We start from the raw sequence: 23,654 nt of genomic DNA on the forward strand, positions 1-23,654 counted from the left end.
CGAACTCCGTCTTGCCATGGGGTACGCGCTCATCGGGCGCCTGCGGGGAGGACTCGTGGTCTCCTGCCAAGCCCTTCCCGGAGAGCCGCTTTTCGGCCCTGACCTCATGGCCCGGATGGCGGTGGCGGCGTACGAGGGAGGTGCGGTCGGAATCCGGGCGAACTCCAGGGAGGACATCCGGGCCATCCGGAGGACGGTGCCGCTCCCGGTGATCGGGCTTATCAAGCGCACCTATCCGGACTCCCCCGTCACCATCACCCCGACCCTCCGGGAAGCGGAGGAGGCCATCGGGGCGGGCGCCCACATCCTCGCCCTGGACGCCACCGGCCGGCCCCGACCCGGAGGGGTCCCGCTTCCACAGCTCGTGCGGGAGATCCGCGGGCGCTGGGGGATTCCCCTCTGGGCGGACGTGAGCAACGTGGAGGAGGGAGTGGAGGCGGCCCGGATGGGATTCGACGTGGTGGCCACCACCCTGGCGGGGTACACGGAGGCCCCCGGACCCCGTGATCCCTATGCTCCGGATTTCGCACTGCTCAAGCGCTTGGTGGAGACGGTGACGGAGCGGTTCGGGGTCCCCGTGGTGGCGGAGGGTCGGATCTGGGAGCCGCATCAGGCGCGGCGGTGTTTGGAGCTGGGCGCATTTGCGGTGGTGGTCGGAAGCGCCATCACCCGCCCTCAGCTCATCACGCGGCGGTTTGTGACGGCCATGAAGGGAGGAGAGCATGCGTAGGACCCTGGGCATCGCCATCGCGTCCCTCCTGCTGACCGCGTCGGTCCAGGCGGGAGCGCCGGAGATCCGCCTGGAGTTCTGGACCATCTCCCTGCGGCCTTTCTTCACGGACTACATCACGGAGCTCGCCCGCACCTACGAGCGGCAGAACCCCGGCGTGCGGGTGCGGTGGGTGGATCAGCCCGTGGGCGCCGTGGTGCAGAAGCTCCTGGGAAGCCTCGCGGCGGGAACCCCCCCGGACGTGGTAAACCTCAACGTCCCCATGACCGCGGAGCTGGCCCAGCAGGGGGGGCTCTTTCCGCTCGGGGATCTGTTGCGGCCCGAGGACCGCGACCGGTACTTCGAGGGGATGCTCCGGTCCTTCGAGATCGCGGGGAAGCTCTACGGCCTCCCCTGGTACGTGGCGCCCCCCGTGGTGGCCTACCACGTGGGGATCTGGCGGCGGGCCGGGCTGGACCCGGATCGCCCGCCCCGCACCGCGGAGGAGCTGGTCGCGTACGCGAAGCGGATCAAGGACCGCACGGGCCTGTACGGGTTTATGCCCAACGTGGACGGCACGAACCTCCTGCAGCGGTTCCAGGAAGCGGGGCTTCCCATCCTGGCGGGAGGACGGGCGGTTTTTCACTCCGACCGTCACGTGCGGGAGCTCGAGCGGTGGGTGCGGCTCTTCCGGCAGGACTACTTCCCCGAGGAGACCCTGCGCCGGGGGTATCTGGGGGCCACGGAGCGCTACACCGCGGGACAGCTCGGCATGCTCATCACGGGCCCGCAGTTCCTGCTCCGGGTGCGGCACGACAACCGCGCGGTCTACGACCAGACGCGGGTGGGGCCCTATCCCCTCGACCGGGGCCGGGTGATCCACGCACCCCTCATGGGCCTCGCGGTTCCCAGGACCACCCGGCACCCGCGGGAGGCGGTGCGGTTCGCCCTGTACGTGACGGAGGACCGCAACCAGCTGGCCTTCTGCCGGATCGTCACCATCTTCCCCACCACCAAGGCCGCGGCCCGGGATCCCTTCTTCACCCGGCTTCCGCCGAAGCCCACCCCGGAGGACCACGCGCGCGTCCTCGACGCCCGCCAGCTCCCCTATGCCCGGGACCTCACCGTGGTGGTGCCGCACCAGGGGGAGCTCATGAAGGCCTTCCGGGACAACGTGGAGGCCGCCTTCTTCGGCCGCAAGACACCCAAGCAGGCCCTGGACGACGCGGTGCGCTTTTGGAATGCGCGGCTCTAGAGCCCTCTCCCTCGCCCCGGCCCGCTCCCTCGCGGGGCCGCGGCTGCGCACCACCCTCACGGCCTACCTCTTCCTGGCCCCGGCCCTGGTGCTGCTCGGGGCCTTCACCTTCGCACCCCTCGCCTTCGGCACCCTCCTTGCCTTCGCGGACTACAACGTCCTTGCCCCGCCCCGGTGGGTGGGAGCGGAGAACTTCCGGACCCTCGCGCGGGATCCCGCCTTCTGGGTGGCCCTCCGGAACTCCCTCCGCTACCTCCTGGTGGTGCCCGCCATCCAGGTCGCAGCCCTGGCGCTGGCGCTCCTGGTGAACCGCCGGCTCCCGGGGATCACCCTGTTCCGGGCCGCCTACTACGTCCCCGTGATCACCTCCTTCGCGGTGGCGGGGTTGATGTGGAACTGGATGTACGCCCAGCACGGGGTGGTGAACTGGGTGGGGCTCCGCCTGGGCCTGCTGGCGCGGCCCTTCGACTGGCTCAACCACCCCACCCTCGCCCTCTACGCGGTAATGCTCGTCACCTTCTGGAAGGGGATCGGGTACTACATGGTGCTGTACCTGGCGGGCCTGCAGGCGGTCCCGCAGGAGCTCCTGGAGGCCGCCCGGGTGGACGGCGCGGGTCGGGTTCAGGCGTTCCTCCTCGTCACCCTCCCCCTGCTGCGGCCCACCCTGCTCCTGTGCACCCTCCTCTCCACCCTGGCCGCGGTGAAGGTCTTCGAGGAGGTGTACGTGATGACGGGAGGAGGGCCGTTCGGGCAGACCACCACGGCCCTCCTGTACGTCTACCAGAAGGCTTTCCAGGAGTTCCGGTTCGGGCTCGCGGCCGCCGCGGGGCTGTTCGTGGCCGCCCTGGGCCTCGGGCTCTCGCTGCTATACGTCCGCCTCTTCCGGGAAGGGGGGCTGCGGCCGTGGTGAGGAAACTCCGGGTCGCCCTGGGTCACGCGCTCCTGTACGGGCTGCTCTGCGGGATCGCCCTGCTCACCCTCTTCCCATTCCTGTGGACCCTCAGCACGGCCCTGAGCACCGCGGGAGGCGTCTTTACGTTCCCGCCCCGCCTGATTCCGGAACGCCCGGGGCTTGCGAACTTCGTGGAAGTGGTCCAGGCCCTCCCGGTGGGCCGCTACTTCCTAAACTCCGTGCTCCTCACCGTCTACGGCGTGCTGGGGACGCTTCTCGTGTGCAGCCTCGCCGCCTACCCGCTGGCCCGGATGGACTTTCCGGGCCGGGACGCGATCCTCGCCGCCCTGCTGGGCACGCTGCTCCTGCCGAACGAGGCCGGGTTCGTGGTGAACTTCCTCACCCTCGGAAGGCTGGGGCTTGTGAACACCTACACGGGCGTGGTCCTGCCCTCCCTGGCCTCCGTGGTGGGCATTTTCCTGCTGCGCCAAGCCTACCTCGCCATCCCCCAGGAGCTACTGGATGCGGCCCGGGTGGATGGGGCTTCGGAGCTCCGGATCTGGGCGCGGGTCGTACTTCCCCTCAGCCGCCCCGCCCTCGCGGCTCTGGGGATCCTCTCCTCCGTGGCCTACTGGAACGCCTTCATCTGGCCCCTCGTGGTCCTCCGGGACCCGGACCGGTACCCGCTCGCGGTGGGGCTGCTGTACCTGCAGGGGCTGTTCGCCCACAACACCCGTCTCATCGCTGCGGGCACAGTGCTGGCCATGCTGCCGATCCTGGCGATGTTCGTGTTTGCCCAGCGATCCTTCATGCGGGGACTGGAGGGGGCGGTTCGATGACGACACCGCCGATCGTGGAGGTGGACCGGACCTGGGACGTGATCGTGGTGGGCGGGGGCACCGCGGGGGCCATGGCGGGAATCGCGGCCGCCCGCATGAAGGCCCGCACCCTGGTGGTGGAGGCCTTCGGGTTTCTGGGCGGGACCGCCACGGGGGCCCTCGTCACCCCCATGATGCGCAACACCGCGGGCGGGGCGAACCTCAACCGGGGGCTCACGGAGGAGCTCAAGGCCCGGCTACGAGCCCGCGGAGATGCCGGGATCAGCCCCGACGGCAACGACAACTGGTTCAACCCCGAGGGGATGAAGTTCGTGCTGGAGGAGATGCTGCTCGAGGCCGGCGGGGAGGTGCTCTACCACACCCACTTCGTGCACCCGGAGGTGGAAGGGGGATGGGTGCACGGGATCCTGGTGCACAACAAGGGGGGGCTATGGCGACTGCGGGCCCGGGTGTTCGTGGATGCCACCGGGGACGCGGACCTGGCGGCGCGGGCGGGCGCGCCGTACGCAGGCGGGGATGAGGCCGGGGTCCACCAGGCGATGACCCTCCGGTTCCACCTGGGCCACGTGGATCTATCCCGCCTCCACGACTTCCTTGTGGGGATCGGCATGCCGCAGCTGGGCCCGCGGTTCCTGCACCTGTGGATGGTGTGGGGCCGGGGCTCGCCGCTGGAACCCCTCTTCCGGCGGGCCGTGGAGGAGGGGGTGCTGCTCGAGCGGGACGGCGATTACTTCCAGGCCTTCAGCGTGCCCGGCCGGCCCGGGGAACTCTCCTTCAACTGCCCCCGCATCCGATCCGACCTCCACGACGGCACGGACCCCTGGCAGCTCTCGGCGGCCCAGGTGGACGGGCGCCGGGCCATCGAGCGGCTCGTGGCGTTTTGCCGTCGTTACCTCCCCGGCTGCGAGCACGCTTACGTGGTGATGGTGGCGCCCATGGTGGGCGTGCGGGAGACCCGGAGGATCGTGGGCGACTACGTGCTCACCCTGGAGGACATCCTCCAGTGCCGTACCTTCCCGGATGCCATCTGCCGCAACCATTACCCCGTGGACATCCACCCGGTGCGGGGCGAGCGGCTCCGGTACGAGGACCGGGGGGAAGCTCCGTACTTCCGGCCCGAGGCCTACCATGAGATCCCGTATCGGTGTCTGATCCCGCGGGGGCTGGAGAACGTGCTGGTGGCGGGGCGGTGCATCTCCGCCACCTTCGAGGCCCAGGCTTCCATCCGCATCCAGCAGAACGCCCATGCCATGGGCCAGGCTGCGGGCGTGGCCGCGGCTCTCGCGGCCCTGCGGGGCGTGGGCGTGCGGGAGGTGGACGGCCGGGCGCTCCGGGAGCTTTTGCGGCAGCAGGGGGCGTACCTGTGACCGTGCTGTTCGTCCCGCCCGATACCCGGCCTCATCCCCTGGACCTTCCCCTGCAGCTGGCGCGGATCGCGGGGCTGGATGTTCGCACGCCGCCTGCTCCCTGCCTTCCCCGACTCAACGAACCCGGAGATCTCGAGGCCCTGCACGGATGGCTAATGGAGGGGGCCCAGGAGGCCACGGCAGCCGTGGTGAGCCTTGAAACCCTCACCCTGGGCGGCCTCATCCCCTCCCGGCGGGTGGAGACGCCTGTGGAGGAGGCGGTGCGGAGGCTGGAAGTGCTCGAGACGCTGCGGGCCCGGGGCGTGCGCATCTACGCGCACGCCACCATCCCCCGGGTGGCCACGGGGGACGATCCCTTCGAGGAGAGGCCGTACTACGCGCGATTCGGCCCGCAGCTGCGGTCGTACAGCCTGTGGGCGGACCGGGCCGCGCGAGGAGACCCCGGGGCGGCACAGCGGCTAGAGGAGGTGAGACACGCCCTCCCTCCGGAAGTCCTCGCGGACTTCCTGGTTCTACGGGAGCGCGGCCGAAGGATCCACCTGGAGGCCCTGGAGCTCGTGCGGCGGGGGGTTCTCAAGCGGCTGCACCTCACCCTGGACGACACCGCGCCCGAGGGCCTTTCCGTGATGGACCGCCGGTTCCTCTCCGAGCGCGTCCGAGCCCTCGGCCTCCAGGACCGCGTGCGGATCTACCCGGGCGCAGACGAGGTTCCGTGCACCCTCCTTGCCCGGTTGCTGCTGGATGAAGTCGCCCGCAGGCCGCGGGTCCGGGTGATCTCCCCCGTGGCAGACCTTGAGCGGATTCCCACCCGGTACGAGGACGAACCCCTGGGAAGATTGCTGCGCGGTCACCTGGAGGCCGCGGGCCTCCGGGAGGCCGGGCCGGGGGAGGAAGCGGATCTCGTGGTGGCCCTGAACGCGCCGGGCCGGGCCCAGGGCGAGGCCGCGCATCAGCCAGATCCCGGGTGGGTGGACACCCCGGAGCGGGACCTGGGAGCCTTTGTGGACCGCATCGGGGAAGCCGTGCGCGCCGGCTTACCGGTGGCGGTCCTGGACGTGGCCTACGCGAACGGCGCGGACGACCGGTTCGTGCGCCTCCTGTTGGACCGGGTGGACCCCACCCGGCTTGCGGCCTACGCGGGGTGGAACACCGCGGGAAACACCCTCGGAAGTGGCCTTGGACTCGGGGTGGCGACCCTGCTCGGGACGAATCCCCTGCCCCGACTGGAGGCGCTCCTCGTGCGGCTCGCGGAGGACTGGCTCTATCAGGCCCGGGTGCGGCAGGAGGCGGACCGGGCCCTGGAACACCCCGACCCTTACGACCTCGGGCCCCTCTGGCCCCGTGCCCAGGAGGAAGTGCGTGGACGCCTCGTTCCCCGCATCGAGGCCCTGTGGCGGGAGCACTTCGCCCCGAGGCTTCCTTCTGTCGCCCTCCGCCTGGAGCCGCCGGAGCTCAGTTGGCCTCGGCTGCACGGCGTCCGGGTCCGGCTGCGGATCGTGCCCGGAGGGTGAGCCGTGAGCTCGGTGATCCTGGCCCTGGACATCGGCGGCACCAAGATCGCCGCGGCCCGGGTGGTGGAAGGGGTTGTGCTGGAGCGGCGGGAGGTCCCCACCCCCGCTCGGGAAGGGCCCCAAGCGGTGATCCGCACCGCCCTGAGCCTCCTCGAGGACTGGAGGCGGGGGGCCGTGGGGCTCGGGGTGGCGAGCGGAGGGGTCGTCCACCGGGGTCGGGTGGTCCACGCGAACCCCCGCGTCCTGCCCGACTGGGAAGGGTTGGACCTGAGGGCGGTGTTCCGGGCAACCACGGGGCTACCGGTGGAGGTTTTGAACGACGCCCAGGCCGCGGCCTGGGGGGAGTACCGATACGGCGCGGGCCGGGGTCTTGAATCCCTGGCCTTCGTCACCGTCTCCACGGGGATCGGCGCGGGGCTGGTGCTCGGAGGCCGGCTCCTCTTGGGTACCGCGGGGCTCGCGGGCCACCTGGGGCACACGGTCTGCGAGCCGGAGGGGGAAGCGTGCGGGTGCGGCCGGAGGGGGTGCCTGGAGACCGTGGCCTCCGGGATGGCCCTCGCGGAGGCCGCCCGCCGGCGGTTCGGAGTCCCCCTCGACGCCCGGACGGTGTTGGAGCGGGCTCAGCACGGGAATCCGGAAGCTTGCGCGCTCGTGGACCGTGCGGCCGAAGCCCTCGCGCAGGCCCTGGGAGATCTCCAGGCCCTCGTGGACCCCCAGGCCGTGGTGCTGGGAGGAGGCGTGGGTCTCAACCCCTATTACCGGGGGCGCCTGGAGGCCGCCCTCTCCCGCCTTCCCGGTCCCTTCCGCCCCCGCTTGCTCCCCTCCGCCCTGGGACCGGACGCGGGCCTGCTGGGGGTGGCGGACCGGGTAGGACTTTGAGGCCGCAATCCCCTAACTCGTTACAACGCGGTCAGGAGGAGGGCTACGGATGGCGGTCCGAATCGACCTGCCCCACATACCCGGACCGTGCAGGCCTACCGTCTGGGCCGTGAGGCGGAAGTCCACCACGCCCCCGAGCGGGTGGGCCTGGACCCGGAACTCCCCGGGTTCGAGCTGGAGCCCGGGCCCGTGTTCGAGGACTGAAAAGGCGAAGCACCCTGAAGGGAGTCTGCTTCTCGGCATCGTGGTCTCCTTAGGCCGGCTCCAGAACCCCTCCATGACCTCGTCCAGCTCCGCGATACCTCGCCGCGACTGGTAGCGGTACAATCGTCCTGCGATGCCGTTCACCGTGGAGGACTTCCAGGATCTCCTCCGGCTGCTGGAACAACAGCCCCACTGGAAGAGTGCCCTGAGGGCGGCTCTGCTGGGCGAGGAGTTCCTGCAGCTCCCCGTCCTGGTCCGGGACCTGGTGGAAGCCCAGCGGCGCACCGAAGAGGAGTTGCGGCGGCTCGCGGACGCCCAGCGACGCACGGAGGAGCGGCTGGAGCGTCTGGAGCAGGCGGTGGCTCAGCTCGCGGAAGCCCAGCGGCGCACGGAGGAGCGACTGGAGCGCCTGGAGCAGGTGGTGGCTCAGCTCGCGGAAGCCCAGCGACGCACGGAGGAGACCGTGCGAACCCTTGTTCGGGAGGTCGGGGCGCTCAAGGGCGAGACTCTGGAGCGCCGCTACCGGGAGAGGGCTGCGAGCTACTTCCAGCGGATCCTCCGTCGCATCCGGGTGGTGGATCACCAGCAGCTGGGACTGCTCCTGGACGATGCGCTGGACGCCGGCCACATCAGCCCGGAGGAGCGGGCGGACGTGCTGGAAGCGGACGTGGTGGCGGTGGGGCTTCGAGACGGCGAGGAGGTGTACCTCCTGGCGGAGGTCTCCGGTACGGTGACCGCCCATGACGTCCGACGTGCCCGGCGCAGGGCCGAGGTCCTGCAGCGGGCCGTGGGAAGGCCGGTCTTGAGCGCGGTCGCCGGAGAAGTCCTCTCCGACGATCCGGAGACGCTGGCAGAGGCCATGCAGGTGTGGCGCGTCCTGGACGGTCGGGCCGACCCCCCGGTTTAAGAGCGCCCCACAAACGCGGAGCCTGGGGTCCCCTTTGGGGGACCCGCCCAGTACCAGGGATGTTGGCTGGCTCTGAGCGGTTTTGTCAGGCGCTCCAGGTGTCGGATGCGCGAACCGGGAGGCTCAGCGCAGGGCCGATGCGGTCGGGCCATTCCAGCTCAAGCGCCCGCATCCCGGCCCGTAGCGCTTCCCGCAGCCGGGCCCGGCTGCGCGTAGATCCTCGCGATGGCGGATCTGATCCGACAGAGATCCTGGAGGGATTTGCGGGCGCAGGCTTCTCAGGCCGGAATGGAGCCGGCGGCGGGATTCGAACCCGCAACCTGCGGATTACAAATCCGCGGCTCTTCCCTTGAGCTACGCCGGCCCCGTTCCGAAGTGTAGCACGAGTACAAGGGACCTGGATTCCAGGAATACGTGCGCTTTACAGGCCGCGTCCTCCACGGGTATGGTGTGGGGGAAGATGCAGGGGAGGAGGAGCATCCCATGTGGAAGACCCTTCGGCATCTGGTACTCGCCGCGGAACCCCGGGGAGATGCGGACGCGGTCCACAGACTCGTGAAGGCAGCCACTGAGGGAGGGGTGGACGCCATCGCGATGGTCGGGGACCTCACCGGTCCGAACCCCACCGCGGAGACCCTTGCATCCCTCTTCAAGATCCTGGGATCCGCCAACCTGCCCACCTATCACGTCCCGGGGCCGGACGACGCGCCCATCGTGGACTACCTGCGGGAAGCCTACAACGTCGAGCTCGTCTACCCGTTCATGCACAGTGTGCACGGCACCTTCTCCATCGGCCCCGGACACGTGGTGTTCGCAGGGATGGGCGGGGAGATCATAGACGAGGCGACCCGCACCCGGGAGGAAGTCACCCGCCTGCGCTACGAGGCGTGGGAGGTGGAGTACCGCTTGAAGGTGCTGCAGGAGCTGAAGGACTCCCTCAAGGTTTTCCTGTTCACCACCCCGCCCGCGCACCGAGGTTTGGGGGAAGCGGGAAGCCAGGAGCTCGCCCAGCTCGTGAAGACCTATAACCCGCAGCTCGTGGTGGTGCGCACCCCGGAGTTGCGCACGGAGACCCTGGGCGCCTCCCTCGTGGTGAGTCCAGGATTCCTCATCCAGGGATCGGCGGCTCTGTTTGACTTCCGGGAGCGTCGCGTGGAGCGTTTCTCCCTGTCGTAGCCCTACACGGGTTCCTCTCCCGCTCAGTCCACGGCGGTGAGGACCGCCCACGCCAGATCGGGTTCCAGGTGCTCCTCCCGGTCGTCGATGCGCACCCGGATGCCCCCCTCGCGTACCTCCAGCACCTCGAGGCGGATTCCCGGAAGGACCCCCTTCTCGGATAGACGACGCAGAACCTCCGGATCCTCGTCCTCCACCTCGAGGACGTCCACCACCTCCCCCTCCTGCCGTTCCATCAGCCGCCGGACCGGTTCGAAGGGTTCCCGGACATCTCTCGGAATGCGGGCACCGTGGGGATCTCGAACCGGACGACCCAGGGCCTCGTCCAGCTCTGCCGCGAGCTCCCGGGGAGCTAGGTGCTCCAGGCGCTCCGCCTCCGCGTGCACGTCGGTCCACGGCACGCCCCCGCGGTCCACCAGGTACCGCTCCCACAGGCGGTGGGAGCGCACCAGGGCCACCGCCTGCTCCCGGCCCCGGGAGGTGAGCCGGACCCCACCGTCCCGCAGTTCCACCAGCCCCTCCTGCGCCGCCCGCCGGGCAAGGGCGAGCACCGCGGAGGGCGCAAGGCCGAGTCGCCGGGCCAGGAGGTCCACGGAGGCTCCTCCCCCGCGGTCCGCGAGGTAGGCCTGCTTCAACAGGTCCTCCCGCGCCACCCGCCGGGCGGCCTGACGTCGCCGCACCGCGTCCCACAGGACCCCCTCCCGCGGCCCCAGGAGCACGGCCAGGAGGAAGAGGACGGTGGCCACGAGCACCATGGTGGGGCCGGAAGCCACGTTCAGGTGGTAGGAGAGGTACAGGCCGCTCAGGCCGGAGACCACCCCCACCCCGACCGCCAGGGGGATCATGCGGGACATGCGGTCCGCCAGGAGGTAGGCGGTCGCCCCCGGTGTGATCAGCATGGCCACCACCAGCACGATCCCCACCGCCTGCAGGGACGCCACGATGGTGACGGACAGCAGAAGCATGAGGGTGTAGTGGAGGGCTGCCACCGGGACCCCCATGGCGCTCGCCGCGGTGGGATCGAACGTCCACAGTACGAGCTCCTTGTAGAAGAGCGCCACCACCCCGAGCACCAGGACACCGGTTGCCGCGGTGAGCAGGAGGTCGACATCCGAGACGCCGAGCACGTTTCCGAACAGGATGTGGAAAAGGTCAATGGCGCGGCTGCGGATGCGGCTGATGAGCACAAAGCCCAGGGCGAAGGCTCCGGTAAACAGGATCCCCATGGCGGAGTCTTCCTTGATGCGGGTGTGCCGCTCCACCGCGGAGATCCCGAGCGCCGTCGCCATGCCCGTGATCACCGCTCCCAGGAAGAAGGGAAGGTTCAGGAGGTATGCGAAGGCCACGCCAGGCAGCACCGCGTGGGAGACGGCATCCCCCAGCAGGGCCCACCGCTTCACCAGCAGAAAGCAGCTCAAAACCGCGCAGATCCCGCCCACCATCACCGCGGCCAGGAGGGCTCGCTGCATGAACGCGTACTGCATGGGGGCCACGAAGATCTCGTGAAGGATCATGGCGCCTCCCCCCCTCTCTGATGTGCGGCCTCCAGCAGGGTGAGACGGCCGCCGTAGGTGCGTTGCAGGAGCTCGGGAGTGAAGACCCGCTCGGGCGGCCCGTAGGCCACCAGCACCTGGTTGAGGAGCAGGAGGCGATCGAAGGCGGTCTGCGCCCGGCTGAGGTCGTGGGTGGCCACCACCACCGTTCGTCCCTCCTGCTGCAGTCGGCGCAGCAGGACATAGATGGTTTCCTCCGTGGCCGCGTCCACTCCCACGAAGGGTTCGTCCAAAAGCAGCACCCGGGCCTCCTGGGCCAGGGCACGGGCGAGGAAGACCCGTTGCTGCTGGCCGCCCGAGAGCTGCCCGATCTGGCGATCCGCGAATCCCTCCATCCCCACCTGGCGCAGGGCCTCCCGGGCGATCCTCCGGTCCTCCGGTCCGGGCCGGCGGACCAAGCCCAGGTGGACGAACCGCCCCATGAGGACCACCTCCTCCACCACGATGGGGTAGTCCCAGTCCACCTCACTGCGCTGGGGCACGTACGCCACGAGGCGTCGGGTCTGCGAGATGGGTTGGCCGAAGATCCGCACCGCCCCCGTGTCCGGCACGACCAGCCCCACCAGGGCCTTGAGGAGCGTGGACTTCCCGGCTCCGTTGGGGCCCACGAGGCCCACGAGGAGACCCGGCTCGATCTGGAACGACACGTGGCGGACGGCGGGTTGCTCCCGGTAGGAGACCGTAAGGTTGCGAACCTCGATGGCCGGTCTGCTCATCGCAGCGCCTCCACGATCGTCTTCACGTTGTGGCGCATCATCCCGATGTAGGTGTCCGCCCCCCTCCCCGCAGGTCCCAAGGAGTCCCCGTAGAGCTTGCCGCCGATGCGCACCCCGGCCTCCCGGGCCACCCGCTCCATGAGCTTGGGGTTGATGGTGGTCTCCACGAAGACCGCGGGAACCCGCTCCCGCCGGATGCGGTCTACGAGGCGCGCGATCTCCTGGGCCGAGGGCTCATCCTCCGTGCTGATCCCCCAGATGGTCCCCACCACCTGGAAACCGTAGCGATGCCCGAAGTACCGGAAGGCGTCGTGGGTGGTCACGAGTTTCCGGCGCGCGGGCGGGATCTGCTGGATCTGCTCCCGGATCCAGCGGTGCAGGCGTTCCAGCTCCTGGAGATACCGACGGGCGTTTGCCTCGTACTCCGCACGGCCCGCGGGATCAAAGGCCACCAGGGCATCCCGGATGTTCCGGACGTACACCTGTGCGAACACGGGATCCATCCAGAGGTGCGGGTCGGGATCGCCCCGGTACGGGCCGGTCTCCTGGACGGCGGGCTGCAGGCCCCGGGTGGCCTCCACCAGGACGAACCTTCCGCCCGCGTTCTCCAGCAGCTTCTCCAGCCACTTCTCCAGCTTGAGGCCGTTGTAGACCACCACCTGCGCCTCCGCGATCCGCTGCACGTCCCGGGGAACGGGCTCGTAGGTGTGGGGGTCGGCGCCCACGGGGAGAAGGCTGCTGACCTCCAGGCGGTCTCCGGCCACCTGCCGCGTGAGGTCCGCGAGGATGTTGATGGTGGCGACCACGCGGGGTCTGCCCGATGCCGGATCCGCCGCGGGCGCCGCGCAGGCGGCCAGGAGGATGGCGAGGAGGGGAAGGAACCGCCTCACGGCACAGCCTCCACGAAGACGCTCTCCGCCACCCGCTGCCCGAGCCGCACCACGGACCCAGAGGGGAGCTGAACCTCCACCCGACCATCCGGGCGCCGTCCCAGAACCCGGGCCCGCCTGCCGGGAAGCAAGCCCAGACCCGAGAGCTTCCGCAAGGTGCGGGCGTCGCTGTCCCGTACCCGGACCACGCACACGGGGCCCTCGAGGATCTCGCTGAGGCGGGGGAAGCGTCGTTCCCGCAGCTCCCCCTCGCGACTGGGGATGGGATCCCCGTGCGGATCCACCGCGGGGTCGCCCAGGGAGGCCGCGATGTGCTCCTCCAGGAGCTCGGAGAGCACGTGCTCCAGCCGCTCCGCCTCCCCGTGCACCGCCTCCACGGGGAGGCCCAGACGGTCCGCCAGGTATCGCTCCACGAGCCGATGGTGCCGGATCACCTCCAGGGCTGCCCGTTCCCCCTTCGGGGTGAGCCGGACCCCGCGATACGGGGTGTGGGTGACGAGGCCCCGGGCGCTCAGGCGCTTGAGCATCTTGGTGACGGATGCCGGGGCCACCTTCATGCGCCGGGCGATGGCGTTGGTGCTCACCCACCCGCTCTGCCCCAGCTTGTAGATGGCCTTCAGGTAGTCCTGGACGGCGGCGGTGGTGGCCATGGATCCTCCGGAATTTAGCTTATGCTAAATTCGCCCAGGCTAAAATTATAGCACACGTCACCCACCCCCCAAGGACAGCCAGGACTACGGGGAACCGGAGTCCTCCCCGGGCCCGGGGTCGCCCCGCGAGGGGACGGGCGTGCAGCGGGGGCAGGTGGGGCCGCACGGCTCCACGTGGATGGTGATGTCCGTACCGGGCAGTTCCTCCCGGATGTCCTCCTCCAGGTGATCGCAGAGGGCGTGGGCTTCCCCCACGGAGAGGGTTCGGTGGAGGACGAGGTGGAGGTCGAGGAAGCGTTGGGGCCCTACTCTGCGGGTCCGCAGGGCGTGGTAGTCGAGGATCTCGTCCCGGTGTGCCTCGAGGATGGCCCGGATCCTGGCCTCCTCCGGCTCCGGAAGCGACCGGTCCATGAGGCCGCCGAGGGCTTCCCGGTACACCCGCACGCCCATTGCCACGATGTTCAGGCCCACGGTCCCGCCCACCACAGGATCCAGCCACACCACGCCCGTGAGCCAGACCAAGCCCACGCCTCCCAGGGCCGCGAGGGAGGTCAGGACGTCCGCCAGCAGGTGCCGGGCATCCGCCTCCAGGGCCAGGGACTCCACCTCGCGGGAGACGCGCAGGAGGAACCGGGCGGTCAGGTAGTTCGCGAGGGTCGCGATGGCCACCAGGCTGAGCCCCCAGTCCAGGGCCTGGAGGGGCACGGGACGCAGGAGGCGTCTGAAGGCGGTGATCACCACCCATGCCCCGGTCACGGCCACGAGGGCCCCTTCCGTGGCCCCGCTGATGTACTCCGCCTTCCCGTGGCCGTACGGGTGCCCCGCGTCCGGAGGCCTTGCGGCCACGGCCAAAGCCACCAGGGCGATGTTCGCCGCCACCACGTTCACCACGGACTCCGCGGCATCCGAGAGAAAGGCCACGGACCCCGTGAGGAGGTAGGCGGCGGCCTTCAGCCCCAGGATCCCCACGCTCACGCTCACGGAAACGAGGGCGGCCCGCAGCGGCGTCGCCCGGTGGCCCGGGCTGGATGGAGGAGGCAACATCGTCCTATGCCAGGGGGCGCGTGCGGTCCGGACTCCTCCGGGCGCCAGGGGAAAAAGCCCGTGCTACAGCCACACCAGCCCCGCAATTCGGCGCCAGCGGCGGTCCAGCCGCCACAGCCCGGCCTCCCGGGCGTAGCGGTAGGCCTGCTCCAGCTCCTCCGGGAAGATGCGGCGGTTGATGTCCCGGTACTTCGGGTCCGTCTTCGCCTTCCACGCAGGATGGTACTGGTCCATGACGTTCACGTAGGTGTCCCGAGACAGCCGCCCCAGCCAGCGCAGGATTTCCCGGGTGTCCTCCAGCATGCCCGGCATCACCAGGTGCCGCACCAGCAGACCCCGCAGGGCGATCCCGTCCTCGTCCACCGTGAGGTCCCCCACCTGGGCGTGCATGGCGGCGATCACCTGCCGGGCCACCTCCGGGTAGTCGGGAGCAAGGAGGTAGCGCCGGGCCCGCTCCCGGTCCCACAGCTTGAAATCGGGCATGTAGATGTCCACCACCCCGTCCATGAGCCGGATGGAGTGGAGACTGTCGTAGGCGCTGGTGTTGTATACGATGGGGAGTCGCAACCCCTTCTCGATGGCGTACGGAAGGGCCTCGAGGATCTGCGGCACCACGTGCTCGGGGGTCACGAGGTTGATGTTGTGGCAGCCCAGCTCCTGCAGCCGCAGCATCATGGCCGCCAGTTCCTGAGGCGTCACATCCACCCCTTCCCCGATCTGGCTGGTCTCGAAGTTCTGACAGAAGACGCATCTCAGGTTGCACCACGAGAAAAAGATGGTCCCGCTTCCCCGCCAGCCCCGCAGCACGTCCTCCTCCCCGAAGTGGGGGAAGAAGGCGGAGACCCGGGCGTATCGGCCCACCCGGCACACCGCGAACCGGTTCTCCAGGCGGTTCGTGTGGCAGTTCCGGGGGCAGAGCGTGCAGTCGCGCAGGGCCTCCAGGGCCTCCTCCACCTTCTCCCGCAACCGCCCTTCCTCGTAGGTCCGCAGGTAGGCGGGGGTGAACTCCCGGCGCACGAACCGGCCGTCTCCGTGGACCTCCCGGGGAATCCCACGCTGTGCGAGCAGCACGTCAACCCCTCCCCTCGCATTCTCCGCGGATCTGAACCCCCGGGGCAAGACGGCTCGATAGGTTCAGGGCCTCAGGGGATCCACGGGGCGCCCCCTGAACCGGACCTCGAAGTGGAGGTGCGGACCGGTGGTGTAGCCCGTACTGCCCACCCGTCCCAGCAGGGCGCCGGCGGGGACCCGCTGGCCCGGGGAGACCAGGATGGCGGAGAGATGCCCGTAGAGGGTGCTCACCCCTCCCCCGTGGTCCACGAGCACGATCTTCCCATACCCCCCGAACCACCCTGTGTAGATCACCGTACCCGGGGATGCGGCGCGGACCGGGCTCCCCCAGGGAGCCGCGATGTCCACGCCCGTATGCATCCTGCGGATCCGGAAGAGGGGATGCAGGCGGACCCCGAAACCGGAGACCACCGGACCCCGGGCCGGCCAGACGAGCCCGGCCCGGATGCGTAGGCTGATCCGCGTGGGCGCAGCACTCCCCTGCAACCGGCGGATCAGGGCCTCCAGGCGTCGGGAGTCCTCCTCCAGCTCCTCCACCGCCCGCTCGTACAGGGCACGCTCCCTGGAGATGCGATCGAGGAGCATGCGCTTGTCCCGCTCGTGCTCCCGGAGGGCTCGGTCCCGGGCCGCCAGGGCCTGCGCGAGGGCCTCCATCTCCCGTCGCCGTGCCCCGAGCTCTGCCCGGAGCTCCCGCCACGCCCCGTACTCCCGGCGTGTCCGGTCGAGGAGTGCTGTATCCGCCCGCACGATGCGGCTCAGGAACCGGAAGCGGTTGAGGAACTCCGGAAAGGTGCGGGCTCCCAGGAGCACATCCACGTACCCCGCACGGCCGGCCCGGTAGATGTCCCGGAGCCGCCTTGCAAGCCGCGCCCTGCTCTGTCGGAGACGGACCTCCGCGGCGATCAAGCGCTCCTGCGTGCGGCGCTCCTCCGCGCGGACCCTTTGGAGCCGGGCCGCCAATCTCTCCCGCTCCCGCTCCAGAGCTTCCCGGGTGCGCTCGATGCGCTCCAGTTCCGCGAGGACCCGGCGCTCGCGGGCCCTGGTGGCCACCAGGGCCCGCCGCTTTTGGGAGAGGGCCTCCCGGAGCTCCTGCAGCTTCCGGTCCACGCTCACCGGAAGCCCCAGGGCCGGGGAGGCTAGAAGCACGCCCAGGAGGAGGCCAAGAACTCCCCGGAACCCGCCCTGCACCGGTCTCACGTCCGCGGAAGCCTCAGGGTGCTGACCGCGCTTGCCCCTCCCGCGATCCCGACCCCGCCTGCCAGGAGCACCGCGGCCAGGAGGGGGATCGCATCCCTCGGGGGAACCACGGGCCAGATGGGCCAGGAGGCCGTGAGCATCCGCACCCCAAGGACGTACCCCACCCCCAACACCCCCAGGGCCAGCAACGCGGCCACCCCGCCGTGGAGGATTCCCTCCACGAGGAAGGGAGCCCGGATGAAGCCCTCCGTGGCGCCCACCAGCCGCATGATCTCGATCTCCGGCCGCCGGGCGTGGATGGCGAGGCGCAGGGTGTTCATGATCACCACCACGGCCACCACCCCCAATACCGCGGTAGCCCCTCCCCCTGCCCACCGCACCAGGCGGGATGCCGCCAGCACCCGGTCCACCACGTCCCCGCCGTGGACCACCTCCTCGACCCCGGGGACGGATCGGAGGGCCCGGACGATCCGTGGGAGATCCCCGGGTCTAGATGGGTACACCTCGAGGGTGTCCGGGAGCGGGTTGGTCCGCACCAGGTCCCGCAGATCCACCCCCAGGGATTCCTGGAGCCGGCGCAGGGCCTCCTCCCTCGTGACGAAGACGACCCGATGGCCCACGCGTTCCGCAGCCTCCACCGCCTTCCGGACCTCTCCGGGGCTCAGCCCCTCCCGGAGGTAGGCCACCGCCACCAGCTGTCCCTCCACGTGGGCGGCCAGAAGCCGGAGATTGAGGAGCACCAGGAACGAGCTCCCCAGAGCGAGGAGGGCGGCCATGAGGGTGGTCATGGAGGCCACGCTCATGGCCGCGTGCCGCCGGACCCCCTGCCATCCGGCCTCCAGGGCGTAACCCGCGGTGGCGAGGACCGCAGCCGCCCGTTGCCGGAACCCCGGGGACACGGGCTCCTCGACGACACCGATCCACGGGGGCTCACGGACGCCCGAGGTATTCACCCCACGCCTCGTCCCGAACGACCCGGCCCTCGCAGAGCTCCACGACCCGGCGGCGGAGGATGTCCACGAGGAGGCGGTTGTGGGTGGCCATCACCACCGTGGTGCCGTGGAGGTGGATGCGCACCAGCAGCCGCATGATTTCCCACGAGGTCTCCGGGTCCAGGTTCCCCGTGGGCTCGTCCGCGAGCAGGAGTCCCGGCCGCAGGGCGATGGCCCGGGCGATGGCCACCCGCTGCTGCTCCCCTCCCGAGAGCTCGTGGGGGAAGGCATCCGCCCGGTCCAGTAGCCCCACCGTCTCCAGGGCCCACCGGATCCGGGAAGGGATCCACCCGGGAGGCACTCCCGTCACCCGGAGGGCGAACCCCACATTCTCGGCCACGGTCCGGTCCCGGAGCAGCTTGAAGTCCTGGAACACCACCCCGATCCGGCGCCGGAGGCCGGGCACCTCCCGGGGCCGCAGCCGGTTGACCTCCACCCCGCCCACCCACACGGTGCCCTCCGTAGGGACCTCCGCCCGGTACAGGAGCCGCAGGAGGGTGGACTTCCCGGCCCCAGAGGCCCCCACCAGGAAGACGAACTCCCCCGGCTCGATGGAGAGGGAGACCCCCCGGAGGGCTGCGACGCCGTTCGGATACACCTTCGTGACGTTCTGGAGGACGACGCGTGCCATGGTTCTCCGGATCTCCGTACGGCACCCTTCTGTTTGAGTTATCCGGGAATTCCCGAAATTCCTCTCGTAGGGGGGTTGGGGAATTTGGGCTCTGATCCCGCCCGCAGCCCCGTCAGCGGGCGGCCACGGAGTCCACCAGCCAGGCGAGGTAGTCGGGGTTCCCCCCCTCGATGGGGAGGGCCACCACCTCGGGCACCGTGTAGCTGTGGAGGGCCCGGACCCGGTCCACGAGGGCGGGAAGGCGCTCCCGGGTGGTCTTCACCAGCAGCAGGGACTCCTCCGCCTCCTCCACCGCGCCCTTCCACCAGTAGATGGAGTGGAGGCCATGGAGGAGGTTCACGCAGGCCGCGAGGCGCTCGTGGACCAGGGTCCGGGCGATGCGCAGGGCTTCCTCCTTCGTGGCGCAGGTGATGAGGCAAACGAGGTGCATCTAGTCCTGCTCCCGCCACCAGTCCGCGGAGACGTCCCGCCCCTTGAACACCCGTACCGTGGGTTTGGCGGGTGCTCCGGCCCGCTCCCGGGCAACCCGGGAGCGGAGCGCCTCGTACTCCCGGAGGTCCGTGAGGACCTTGATGGTGTTCCAGATCGCCTCCTCCAGCTGGCCCGCGCCCTTCGTGAGCAGGGCGAGCAGGGGCTCGATCACGCTCTTGTCGTGGAGCTTCCCCAGGAGCTTGATGGCGATCCGGCGCACGTCCAGGTCCTCGTCCTCCAGCAGCCGCAGCAGCTCCTCTTTCGACCGGGCTCCCGCCACGTCGAACAGGGCCCGCATGGCGAACTTCCGCACCTTGGGGTTCGGATGTCCCAGGGCGGCCCGGAGGCTCTCCTCCGTCTGGGGGGAGGCCAGCTTGCGGAACGCGGCGGCCACCTGCGGCGGCAGCTGCGCCTCCCGGTCCCCGTGGGGGGGCTCGATCACGCCCCGCTCCTCCAGGCGGGGCAGATGGTTCACCACCGCCTCCTGCATCCGGCCATCCGCGAGGAACAGGCGGACGAGGGGTTCCACCACCCGCTCGTCCCCCAGCCGGCACAGCAGGGCGATGGCGGACTCCCGGATGTGGACGTTCTCGTCCTGGAGGGCCGCGAGCAGCGGCTCCACCGCCCGACCGCGGAGGTCCATGATGATGCGCAGGGCCAGGTTCTGCACCCGGCGCCGGCTGCCGCGGTCCCGGAGGGTTTCCAGAAGCGGCCGGACCGCGGCGGGACCGACGCGCTTGAGGGCGTCCACGGCCGCGGTCTGCAGGTTCCGCTCGCGCCTGCCCAGCACCCGGACCAGGCCGGCGACCGCCCCGGGATCGGGGGCCTGCAGGATCTGGTTGAGGGCCTCCTGCACCACCTGTTCGGACCGGTCTCCCAGGGCGAACCGGATGCCCTCCAGGGCCCGGGGATCCCGGTGCCGCAGGCGTCCCAAGGCGTGCACCGCGCTCTTGCGCACGTACTCGTCGGGGTCGTCCAGGATGCGGCTGAGGGCCTCGATGGCCCGTCCCACGAGTTCCGCGGGCGCTTCGGGAGCCTCCAGCTTGCCCAAGGTGAGGGCCGCGTCGCTGCGCACCGCCGCATCGGGGCTCCGCAGGTTCTCCAACGCGCGTCCGACCATCGCTTCCCAGTTGGCCATCGAGATCGTCCTCCTTTGGGCCTGATCCCATTCTCGCACGGGTCCTTCCCGCTAGGCAAACGCCCTTCGGTTGCAAGGAGGCCCGCGCCCGGGTACATATGGGAGGGGTGAGCCCTGTGGCTTCTGCGCCGAGCCGGACCACACCGCCCAAGTTCGCGAACGCCGTGGAGGCGGAGTTCGCCCGGATCCTGGATTACTACGGGATCCGGTGGGAGTACGAGCCCCGCTCCTTCGTCCTCTCCTGGGACGAGGAGGGACGTCCCAAGGAGCGGTTCACCCCCGATTTCTACCTCCCGGACTTCGACCTCTACATCGAGCTCACCACCCTCAAGCAGCGGCTGGTGACCCGCAAGAACCGCAAGCTCCGGCGGCTGCGGGCCCTCTACCCGGAGGTCCGGATCCAGCTGTGGTACGCCCGGGACGTCCGCAACCTCCTCCGCAAGTACGGCATCGTCTCATGAGCGCGCATCTGGAAGCAGACATCTCCGAAATCCTGATCCCCCCCGATCGGCTTCAGGAGCGCGTCCAGGAGCTTGCCCGGCAGATCGAGCGGGACTACGCGGACCTCCGCCCCGTCCTGGTGGGGGTCCTCCGCGGCTCCGTATACTTCCTCACAGATCTCACCCGCCACCTCCGCATCCCACACGAGATCGACTTCATGGCCATCGCCGCCTATGGAACCCGCCACGCCACCACGGGGGCCGTGCGCCTCCTCAAGGACCTGGAGGACGAGATCACGGATCGCCACGTGATCCTGGTGGAGGACATCGTGGACACCGGCCTCACCGCAGCATACCTCACGCGCCTGCTGCGCGCCCGCAAGCCTGCCAGCTTCACCATCTGCGTCCTCCTGGACAAGCGGGCCCGCCGGATCGCGGAGGACCTCCCCTTGGGATACATCGGATTCGAGATCCCCGACCGGTTCGTGGTCGGCTACGGGCTGGACTTCCGCCAGCTGTACCGGAACCTGCCGTACGTGGGCGTGCTGCGGGAAGAGGTCCTCGCCCAGGAGCCCCCCTACTCCCCCTGAACCCCGACCACCTCGCGCTTGAGCTCAAAGGTCAACCGGCCATCTGCGGCGTCCACCACCACGGTGTTCCCGGCCGCGAAGCGTCCCCGGAGGATCTCATCGGAGAGGGGATCCTCCACCAGTCGCTGGATGGCCCGCCGCAGGGGTCGGGCGCCGTAGGTGGGATCGAAGCCCTCCTGCACCAGCAGGTCCTTGGCGGCATCCGTGAACTCCAGCTCGATCCCGTGCGTCCGGACCTCCCGCTGGACCCGGTCCAGCATGATGTCCACGATGGCCCGCATCTGCTCCTTGGTGAGCGGCCGGAAGACGATGACCTCGTCAATGCGGTTGAGGAACTCGGGCCGGAAGGTCCGCTTGAGCTCCTCCAGCACCTGCTCCCGCATCCGCTCGTAGCTCCGCTCCTGCTCCGCCTTCTCGTCCGTGATGGCCCGGAATCCCAGGGTCGGCACGGACCGCTCGATCTGGGGGGCACCGATGTTGCTGGTCATGATGATGACGCAGTTCTTGAAGTCCACGGTCCGGCCCTGGGCATCCGTGAGACGCCCGTCGTCCAGGATCTGCAGGAGGACGTTGAAGATCTCCGGGTGGGCCTTCTCGATCTCGTCCAGCAGGACCACACTGTACGGGCGCCGGCGCACCGCCTCCGTGAGCTGTCCCCCCTCCTCGTACCCCACGTATCCCGGGGGAGCGCCCACGAGGCGGGAGACCGTGTGTCGCTCGCTGTACTCGGACATGTCGATCCGGATGAGGGCGTTCTCGTCCCCGAAGAGGAACTCCGCCAGGGCCCGGGCCAGCTCCGTCTTCCCCACGCCCGTGGGTCCCAGGAAGATGAAGGAGCCGATGGGCCGCCGGGGATCCTTGAGTCCCGCTCGGGCCCGGCGTACGGCCCGGGAGACGGCCGCCACGGCGTCCTCCTGGCCCACGATCCGCCGGTGGAGGGCCTCCTCCATCTTCAGGAGCTTCTGGGTCTCCGCCTCCACCAGCTTCGTCACCGGGATCCCGGTCCAGCTGCTGACCACCTCCGCGATGTCCTCCGCGGTCACCACGTTGAAGTCCCGGCGGTGCTGGGCCCGCCAGCTGGCCTCCAGCTCCTCCAGCTTCTGGCGCTGCACCCGCTCCCGGTCCCGCAGCAACGCGGCCCGCTCGAAGTCCTGATTGCGGATGGCCTCCTCCTTCTCCCGCCGGACCCGCTCCACCCGCTCCTGGGCCTGCCGGAGCTCCGTGGGCAGGAAGGAGGCCTGGATGCGGATCTTGCTCGCGGCCTCATCCATGAGGTCGATGGCCTTGTCGGGAAGGTAGCGGTCCGTGATGTACCGGTGCGCGAGCTGCGCCGCGGCCACCAGGGCCTCATCGCTGATCTTCACCTTGTGGTGCGCCTCGTACCGCTCCCGCAGCCCCCGGAGGATCTCGATGGTCTGGTCCACGGTGGGCTCGCTGACCAGAATGGGCGCGAACCGGCGCTCCAGGGCCGCGTCCCGCTCGATGTACTTCCGGAACTCGTCCAGGGTAGTGGCGCCGATGCACTGCATCTCCCCCCGGGCCAGGGCCGGCTTGAGGATGTTGCTGGCGTCGATGGCGCCCTCCGCGGCACCCGCACCCACCAGGGTGTGCAGCTCGTCCACGAAGAGGATCACTTCTCCCTGGGCGCGGCGGATCTCGTCCATCACCTTCTTCATCCGCTCCTCGAATTCACCCCGATACTTGGTCCCCGCCACCAGGGCCGGGAGGTCCAACTGCACCACCCGCTTGCCCCGCAGGATCTCCGGGACCTCCCCGCGGACGATCCGCTGGGCCAGGCCCTCCACGATGGCGGTCTTGCCCACCCCGGGCTCCCCGATGAGGGCGGGGTTGTTTTTCGTGCGGCGGCTCAGGATCTGGATGACCCGCTCGATCTCCTTCTCCCGGCCGATGACGGGGTCCAGCTTCCCCTCCCGCGCCATCTTGGTGAGGTCGCGGCCGAACTCGTCCAGGGTGGGGGTCTTGCTCGCGGGACGCGTGTAGGGGGTGGTCCCCTCCTCTCCGAGGAGGTAAACCACCTGAGCCCGGACCCGTTCCAGATCCGCTCCCATGGCCTCCAGGACCCGGGCCGCGACCCCTTCCCCCTCCCGGATGAGGCCCAGGAGCAGGTGCTCCGTGCCGATGTAGTTGTGACCCAGGCGGCGGGCCTCGTCCAGGGCCAGCTCCAGCACCTTCTTGGCCCGCGGGGTGAAGGCCACCTCCTCGTAGGGGGCCCGGTCTCCCCGGCCGATGGCGGCCTCGATCTCCGCCCGGATGCGCTCCGGAGAGATCCCCAGGCTCTCCAGCACCTTGCTGGCAACCCCCTCCCCCTCCCGCACGATTCCCAGGAGGATGTGCTCGGTCCCCACCGCGCTGTGGTTGAGCCGCTTCGCCTCGTCCTGGGCCAGGATGATCACGCGCCGCGCGCGCTCCGTAAAGCGTTCAAACATCGCCATCTGCTCCCTGCCCTTCTCCCCTCACCGGATCCCTCCACCAAATCTCCCGATCCTTCCCCTCCCTTGCATTCCGCGTGCC

The 23,654-nt window shown here is 70.0% G+C and carries 23 protein-coding genes and 1 tRNA gene; 11 read left to right on the forward strand and 13 right to left on the reverse strand.

The window, feature by feature from the left end; translation table 11 throughout:
• Nucleotides 1-16: 16 nt before the first annotated feature.
• The 8 genes from QN206_06820 (at nucleotide 17) to QN206_06855 (ending at nucleotide 8,563) form a co-directional block, all read left to right on the forward strand.
• Nucleotides 17-730 (forward strand): N-acetylmannosamine-6-phosphate 2-epimerase, encoded by a 714-nt coding sequence (locus QN206_06820; protein ID MDR7614524.1) that lies wholly within the window; start codon nucleotides 17-19, stop codon nucleotides 728-730.
• Complete coding sequence (locus QN206_06825) at nucleotides 723-1,964, forward strand: sugar ABC transporter substrate-binding protein (GenBank protein MDR7614525.1); 1,242 nt, start codon at nucleotides 723-725, stop codon at nucleotides 1,962-1,964. The genes QN206_06820 and QN206_06825 overlap by 8 nt, the downstream gene beginning before the upstream one ends.
• A complete protein-coding gene (locus tag QN206_06830) occupies nucleotides 1,951-2,874 on the forward strand; it encodes a sugar ABC transporter permease (GenBank protein MDR7614526.1) in 924 nt (307 codons plus the stop codon). The genes QN206_06825 and QN206_06830 overlap by 14 nt, the downstream gene beginning before the upstream one ends.
• Nucleotides 2,868-3,695 (forward strand): carbohydrate ABC transporter permease, encoded by an 828-nt coding sequence (locus tag QN206_06835; GenBank protein MDR7614527.1) that lies wholly within the window; start codon nucleotides 2,868-2,870, stop codon nucleotides 3,693-3,695. The genes QN206_06830 and QN206_06835 overlap by 7 nt, the downstream gene beginning before the upstream one ends.
• On the forward strand, nucleotides 3,692-5,062 hold the full coding sequence (locus tag QN206_06840; protein MDR7614528.1) for an FAD-dependent oxidoreductase: 1,371 nt from the start codon (nucleotides 3,692-3,694) through the stop codon (nucleotides 5,060-5,062). Before QN206_06835 ends, QN206_06840 begins: the two co-directional genes overlap by 4 nt.
• Nucleotides 5,059-6,573, forward strand: coding sequence for a DUF4127 family protein (locus QN206_06845; protein MDR7614529.1), 1,515 nt, complete (start codon nucleotides 5,059-5,061; stop codon nucleotides 6,571-6,573). Before QN206_06840 ends, QN206_06845 begins: the two co-directional genes overlap by 4 nt.
• A 3-nt stretch (nucleotides 6,574-6,576) precedes the next feature.
• Nucleotides 6,577-7,452, forward strand: coding sequence for an N-acetylmannosamine kinase (locus QN206_06850; protein MDR7614530.1), 876 nt, complete (start codon nucleotides 6,577-6,579; stop codon nucleotides 7,450-7,452).
• A gap of 337 nt (nucleotides 7,453-7,789) precedes the next feature.
• Nucleotides 7,790-8,563 (forward strand): hypothetical protein, encoded by a 774-nt coding sequence (locus QN206_06855; GenBank protein MDR7614531.1) that lies wholly within the window; start codon nucleotides 7,790-7,792, stop codon nucleotides 8,561-8,563.
• A 289-nt stretch (nucleotides 8,564-8,852) separates the two neighbouring features.
• Here QN206_06855 and QN206_06860 read toward each other — a convergent pair.
• A tRNA-Thr gene (locus QN206_06860) sits at nucleotides 8,853-8,927 on the reverse strand.
• Nucleotides 8,928-9,046: 119 nt separating this feature from the next.
• On the opposite strand from QN206_06860, the gene QN206_06865 reads away from it, so the two are divergent.
• Nucleotides 9,047-9,739, forward strand: coding sequence for a heat-stable protein (locus QN206_06865; protein ID MDR7614532.1), 693 nt, complete (start codon nucleotides 9,047-9,049; stop codon nucleotides 9,737-9,739).
• Between the two features lie 23 nt (nucleotides 9,740-9,762).
• Here the strand turns inward: QN206_06865 and QN206_06870 are convergent, their stop codons facing one another.
• The 11 genes from QN206_06870 to QN206_06920 all read right to left on the reverse strand — a co-directional run bounded on the left by QN206_06870 (nucleotide 9,763) and on the right by QN206_06920 (nucleotide 20,092).
• Nucleotides 9,763-11,253 (reverse strand): metal ABC transporter permease, encoded by a 1,491-nt coding sequence (locus QN206_06870; GenBank protein MDR7614533.1) that lies wholly within the window; start codon nucleotides 11,251-11,253, stop codon nucleotides 9,763-9,765.
• Complete coding sequence (locus QN206_06875) at nucleotides 11,250-12,008, reverse strand: metal ABC transporter ATP-binding protein (protein ID MDR7614534.1); 759 nt, start codon at nucleotides 12,006-12,008, stop codon at nucleotides 11,250-11,252. Before QN206_06875 ends, QN206_06870 begins: the two co-directional genes overlap by 4 nt.
• A complete protein-coding gene (locus QN206_06880; GenBank protein MDR7614535.1) occupies nucleotides 12,005-12,898 on the reverse strand; it encodes a metal ABC transporter substrate-binding protein in 894 nt (297 codons plus the stop codon). Before QN206_06880 ends, QN206_06875 begins: the two co-directional genes overlap by 4 nt.
• Nucleotides 12,895-13,548, reverse strand: coding sequence for a metal-dependent transcriptional regulator (locus QN206_06885; protein MDR7614536.1), 654 nt, complete (start codon nucleotides 13,546-13,548; stop codon nucleotides 12,895-12,897). Before QN206_06885 ends, QN206_06880 begins: the two co-directional genes overlap by 4 nt.
• 84 nt (nucleotides 13,549-13,632) lie before the next feature.
• Nucleotides 13,633-14,589: a cation diffusion facilitator family transporter gene (locus QN206_06890; GenBank protein ID MDR7614537.1), complete on the reverse strand. Its 957-nt coding sequence runs from the start codon at nucleotides 14,587-14,589 to the stop codon at nucleotides 13,633-13,635.
• 66 nt (nucleotides 14,590-14,655) lie between these two features.
• Nucleotides 14,656-15,660: a radical SAM protein gene (locus tag QN206_06895; GenBank protein MDR7614538.1), complete on the reverse strand. Its 1,005-nt coding sequence runs from the start codon at nucleotides 15,658-15,660 to the stop codon at nucleotides 14,656-14,658.
• Between the two features lie 66 nt (nucleotides 15,661-15,726).
• Nucleotides 15,727-16,860: a peptidoglycan DD-metalloendopeptidase family protein gene (locus tag QN206_06900; GenBank protein ID MDR7614539.1), complete on the reverse strand. Its 1,134-nt coding sequence runs from the start codon at nucleotides 16,858-16,860 to the stop codon at nucleotides 15,727-15,729.
• A complete protein-coding gene (locus QN206_06905; protein MDR7614540.1) occupies nucleotides 16,857-17,759 on the reverse strand; it encodes a permease-like cell division protein FtsX in 903 nt (300 codons plus the stop codon). The genes QN206_06900 and QN206_06905 overlap by 4 nt, the downstream gene beginning before the upstream one ends.
• Nucleotides 17,760-17,790: 31 nt before the next feature.
• Nucleotides 17,791-18,483: a cell division ATP-binding protein FtsE gene (ftsE, locus tag QN206_06910; GenBank protein ID MDR7614541.1), complete on the reverse strand. Its 693-nt coding sequence runs from the start codon at nucleotides 18,481-18,483 to the stop codon at nucleotides 17,791-17,793.
• Between the two features lie 112 nt (nucleotides 18,484-18,595).
• Nucleotides 18,596-18,913, reverse strand: a complete 318-nt coding sequence (gene cutA, locus QN206_06915) for a divalent-cation tolerance protein CutA (GenBank protein ID MDR7614542.1) — start codon at nucleotides 18,911-18,913, stop codon at nucleotides 18,596-18,598.
• Nucleotides 18,914-20,092 carry a HEAT repeat domain-containing protein gene (locus QN206_06920; GenBank protein MDR7614543.1) on the reverse strand — a complete coding sequence of 393 codons (1,179 nt, stop codon included), beginning with the start codon at nucleotides 20,090-20,092 and terminating at the stop codon, nucleotides 18,914-18,916.
• A gap of 107 nt (nucleotides 20,093-20,199) precedes the next feature.
• On the opposite strand from QN206_06920, the gene QN206_06925 reads away from it, so the two are divergent.
• Nucleotides 20,200-20,553: a hypothetical protein gene (locus QN206_06925; GenBank protein ID MDR7614544.1), complete on the forward strand. Its 354-nt coding sequence runs from the start codon at nucleotides 20,200-20,202 to the stop codon at nucleotides 20,551-20,553.
• The gene (gene hpt, locus QN206_06930) at nucleotides 20,550-21,122 is read left to right on the forward strand and encodes a hypoxanthine phosphoribosyltransferase (protein ID MDR7614545.1); all 573 of its coding nucleotides are present in this window, start codon (nucleotides 20,550-20,552) and stop codon (nucleotides 21,120-21,122) included. The genes QN206_06925 and hpt overlap by 4 nt, the downstream gene beginning before the upstream one ends.
• On the opposite strand, the gene QN206_06935 is transcribed toward hpt, so the two are convergent.
• On the reverse strand, nucleotides 21,110-23,569 hold the full coding sequence (locus QN206_06935) for an ATP-dependent Clp protease ATP-binding subunit (GenBank protein ID MDR7614546.1): 2,460 nt from the start codon (nucleotides 23,567-23,569) through the stop codon (nucleotides 21,110-21,112). The genes hpt and QN206_06935 overlap by 13 nt on opposite strands.
• Between the last annotated feature and the right edge of the window lie 85 nt (nucleotides 23,570-23,654).

This window comes from Armatimonadota bacterium, assembly GCA_031460175.1.
GTDB classification, from domain to species: domain Bacteria; phylum Sysuimicrobiota; class Sysuimicrobiia; order Sysuimicrobiales; family Sysuimicrobiaceae; genus Sysuimicrobium; species Sysuimicrobium tengchongense.

Coding starts and splice junctions, on each gene's coding strand:
- QN206_06820 (MDR7614524.1), top strand. CDS start 17: ATGGGGTACGCGCTCATCGGGCGCCTGCGGGGAGGACTCGTGGTCTCC.
- QN206_06825 (MDR7614525.1), top strand. CDS start 723: ATGCGTAGGACCCTGGGCATCGCCATCGCGTCCCTCCTGCTGACCGCG.
- QN206_06830 (MDR7614526.1), top strand. CDS start 1,951: ATGCGCGGCTCTAGAGCCCTCTCCCTCGCCCCGGCCCGCTCCCTCGCG.
- QN206_06840 (MDR7614528.1), top strand. CDS start 3,692: ATGACGACACCGCCGATCGTGGAGGTGGACCGGACCTGGGACGTGATC.
- QN206_06855 (MDR7614531.1), top strand. CDS start 7,790: ATGCCGTTCACCGTGGAGGACTTCCAGGATCTCCTCCGGCTGCTGGAA.
- QN206_06865 (MDR7614532.1), top strand. CDS start 9,047: ATGTGGAAGACCCTTCGGCATCTGGTACTCGCCGCGGAACCCCGGGGA.
- QN206_06870 (MDR7614533.1), bottom strand. CDS start 11,253: ATGATCCTTCACGAGATCTTCGTGGCCCCCATGCAGTACGCGTTCATG.
- QN206_06875 (MDR7614534.1), bottom strand. CDS start 12,008: ATGAGCAGACCGGCCATCGAGGTTCGCAACCTTACGGTCTCCTACCGG.
- QN206_06885 (MDR7614536.1), bottom strand. CDS start 13,548: ATGGCCACCACCGCCGCCGTCCAGGACTACCTGAAGGCCATCTACAAG.
- ftsE (MDR7614541.1), bottom strand. CDS start 18,483: ATGGCACGCGTCGTCCTCCAGAACGTCACGAAGGTGTATCCGAACGGC.
- cutA (MDR7614542.1), bottom strand. CDS start 18,913: ATGCACCTCGTTTGCCTCATCACCTGCGCCACGAAGGAGGAAGCCCTG.
- QN206_06920 (MDR7614543.1), bottom strand. CDS start 20,092: ATGGCCAACTGGGAAGCGATGGTCGGACGCGCGTTGGAGAACCTGCGG.
- hpt (MDR7614545.1), top strand. CDS start 20,550: ATGAGCGCGCATCTGGAAGCAGACATCTCCGAAATCCTGATCCCCCCC.
- QN206_06935 (MDR7614546.1), bottom strand. CDS start 23,569: ATGTTTGAACGCTTTACGGAGCGCGCGCGGCGCGTGATCATCCTGGCC.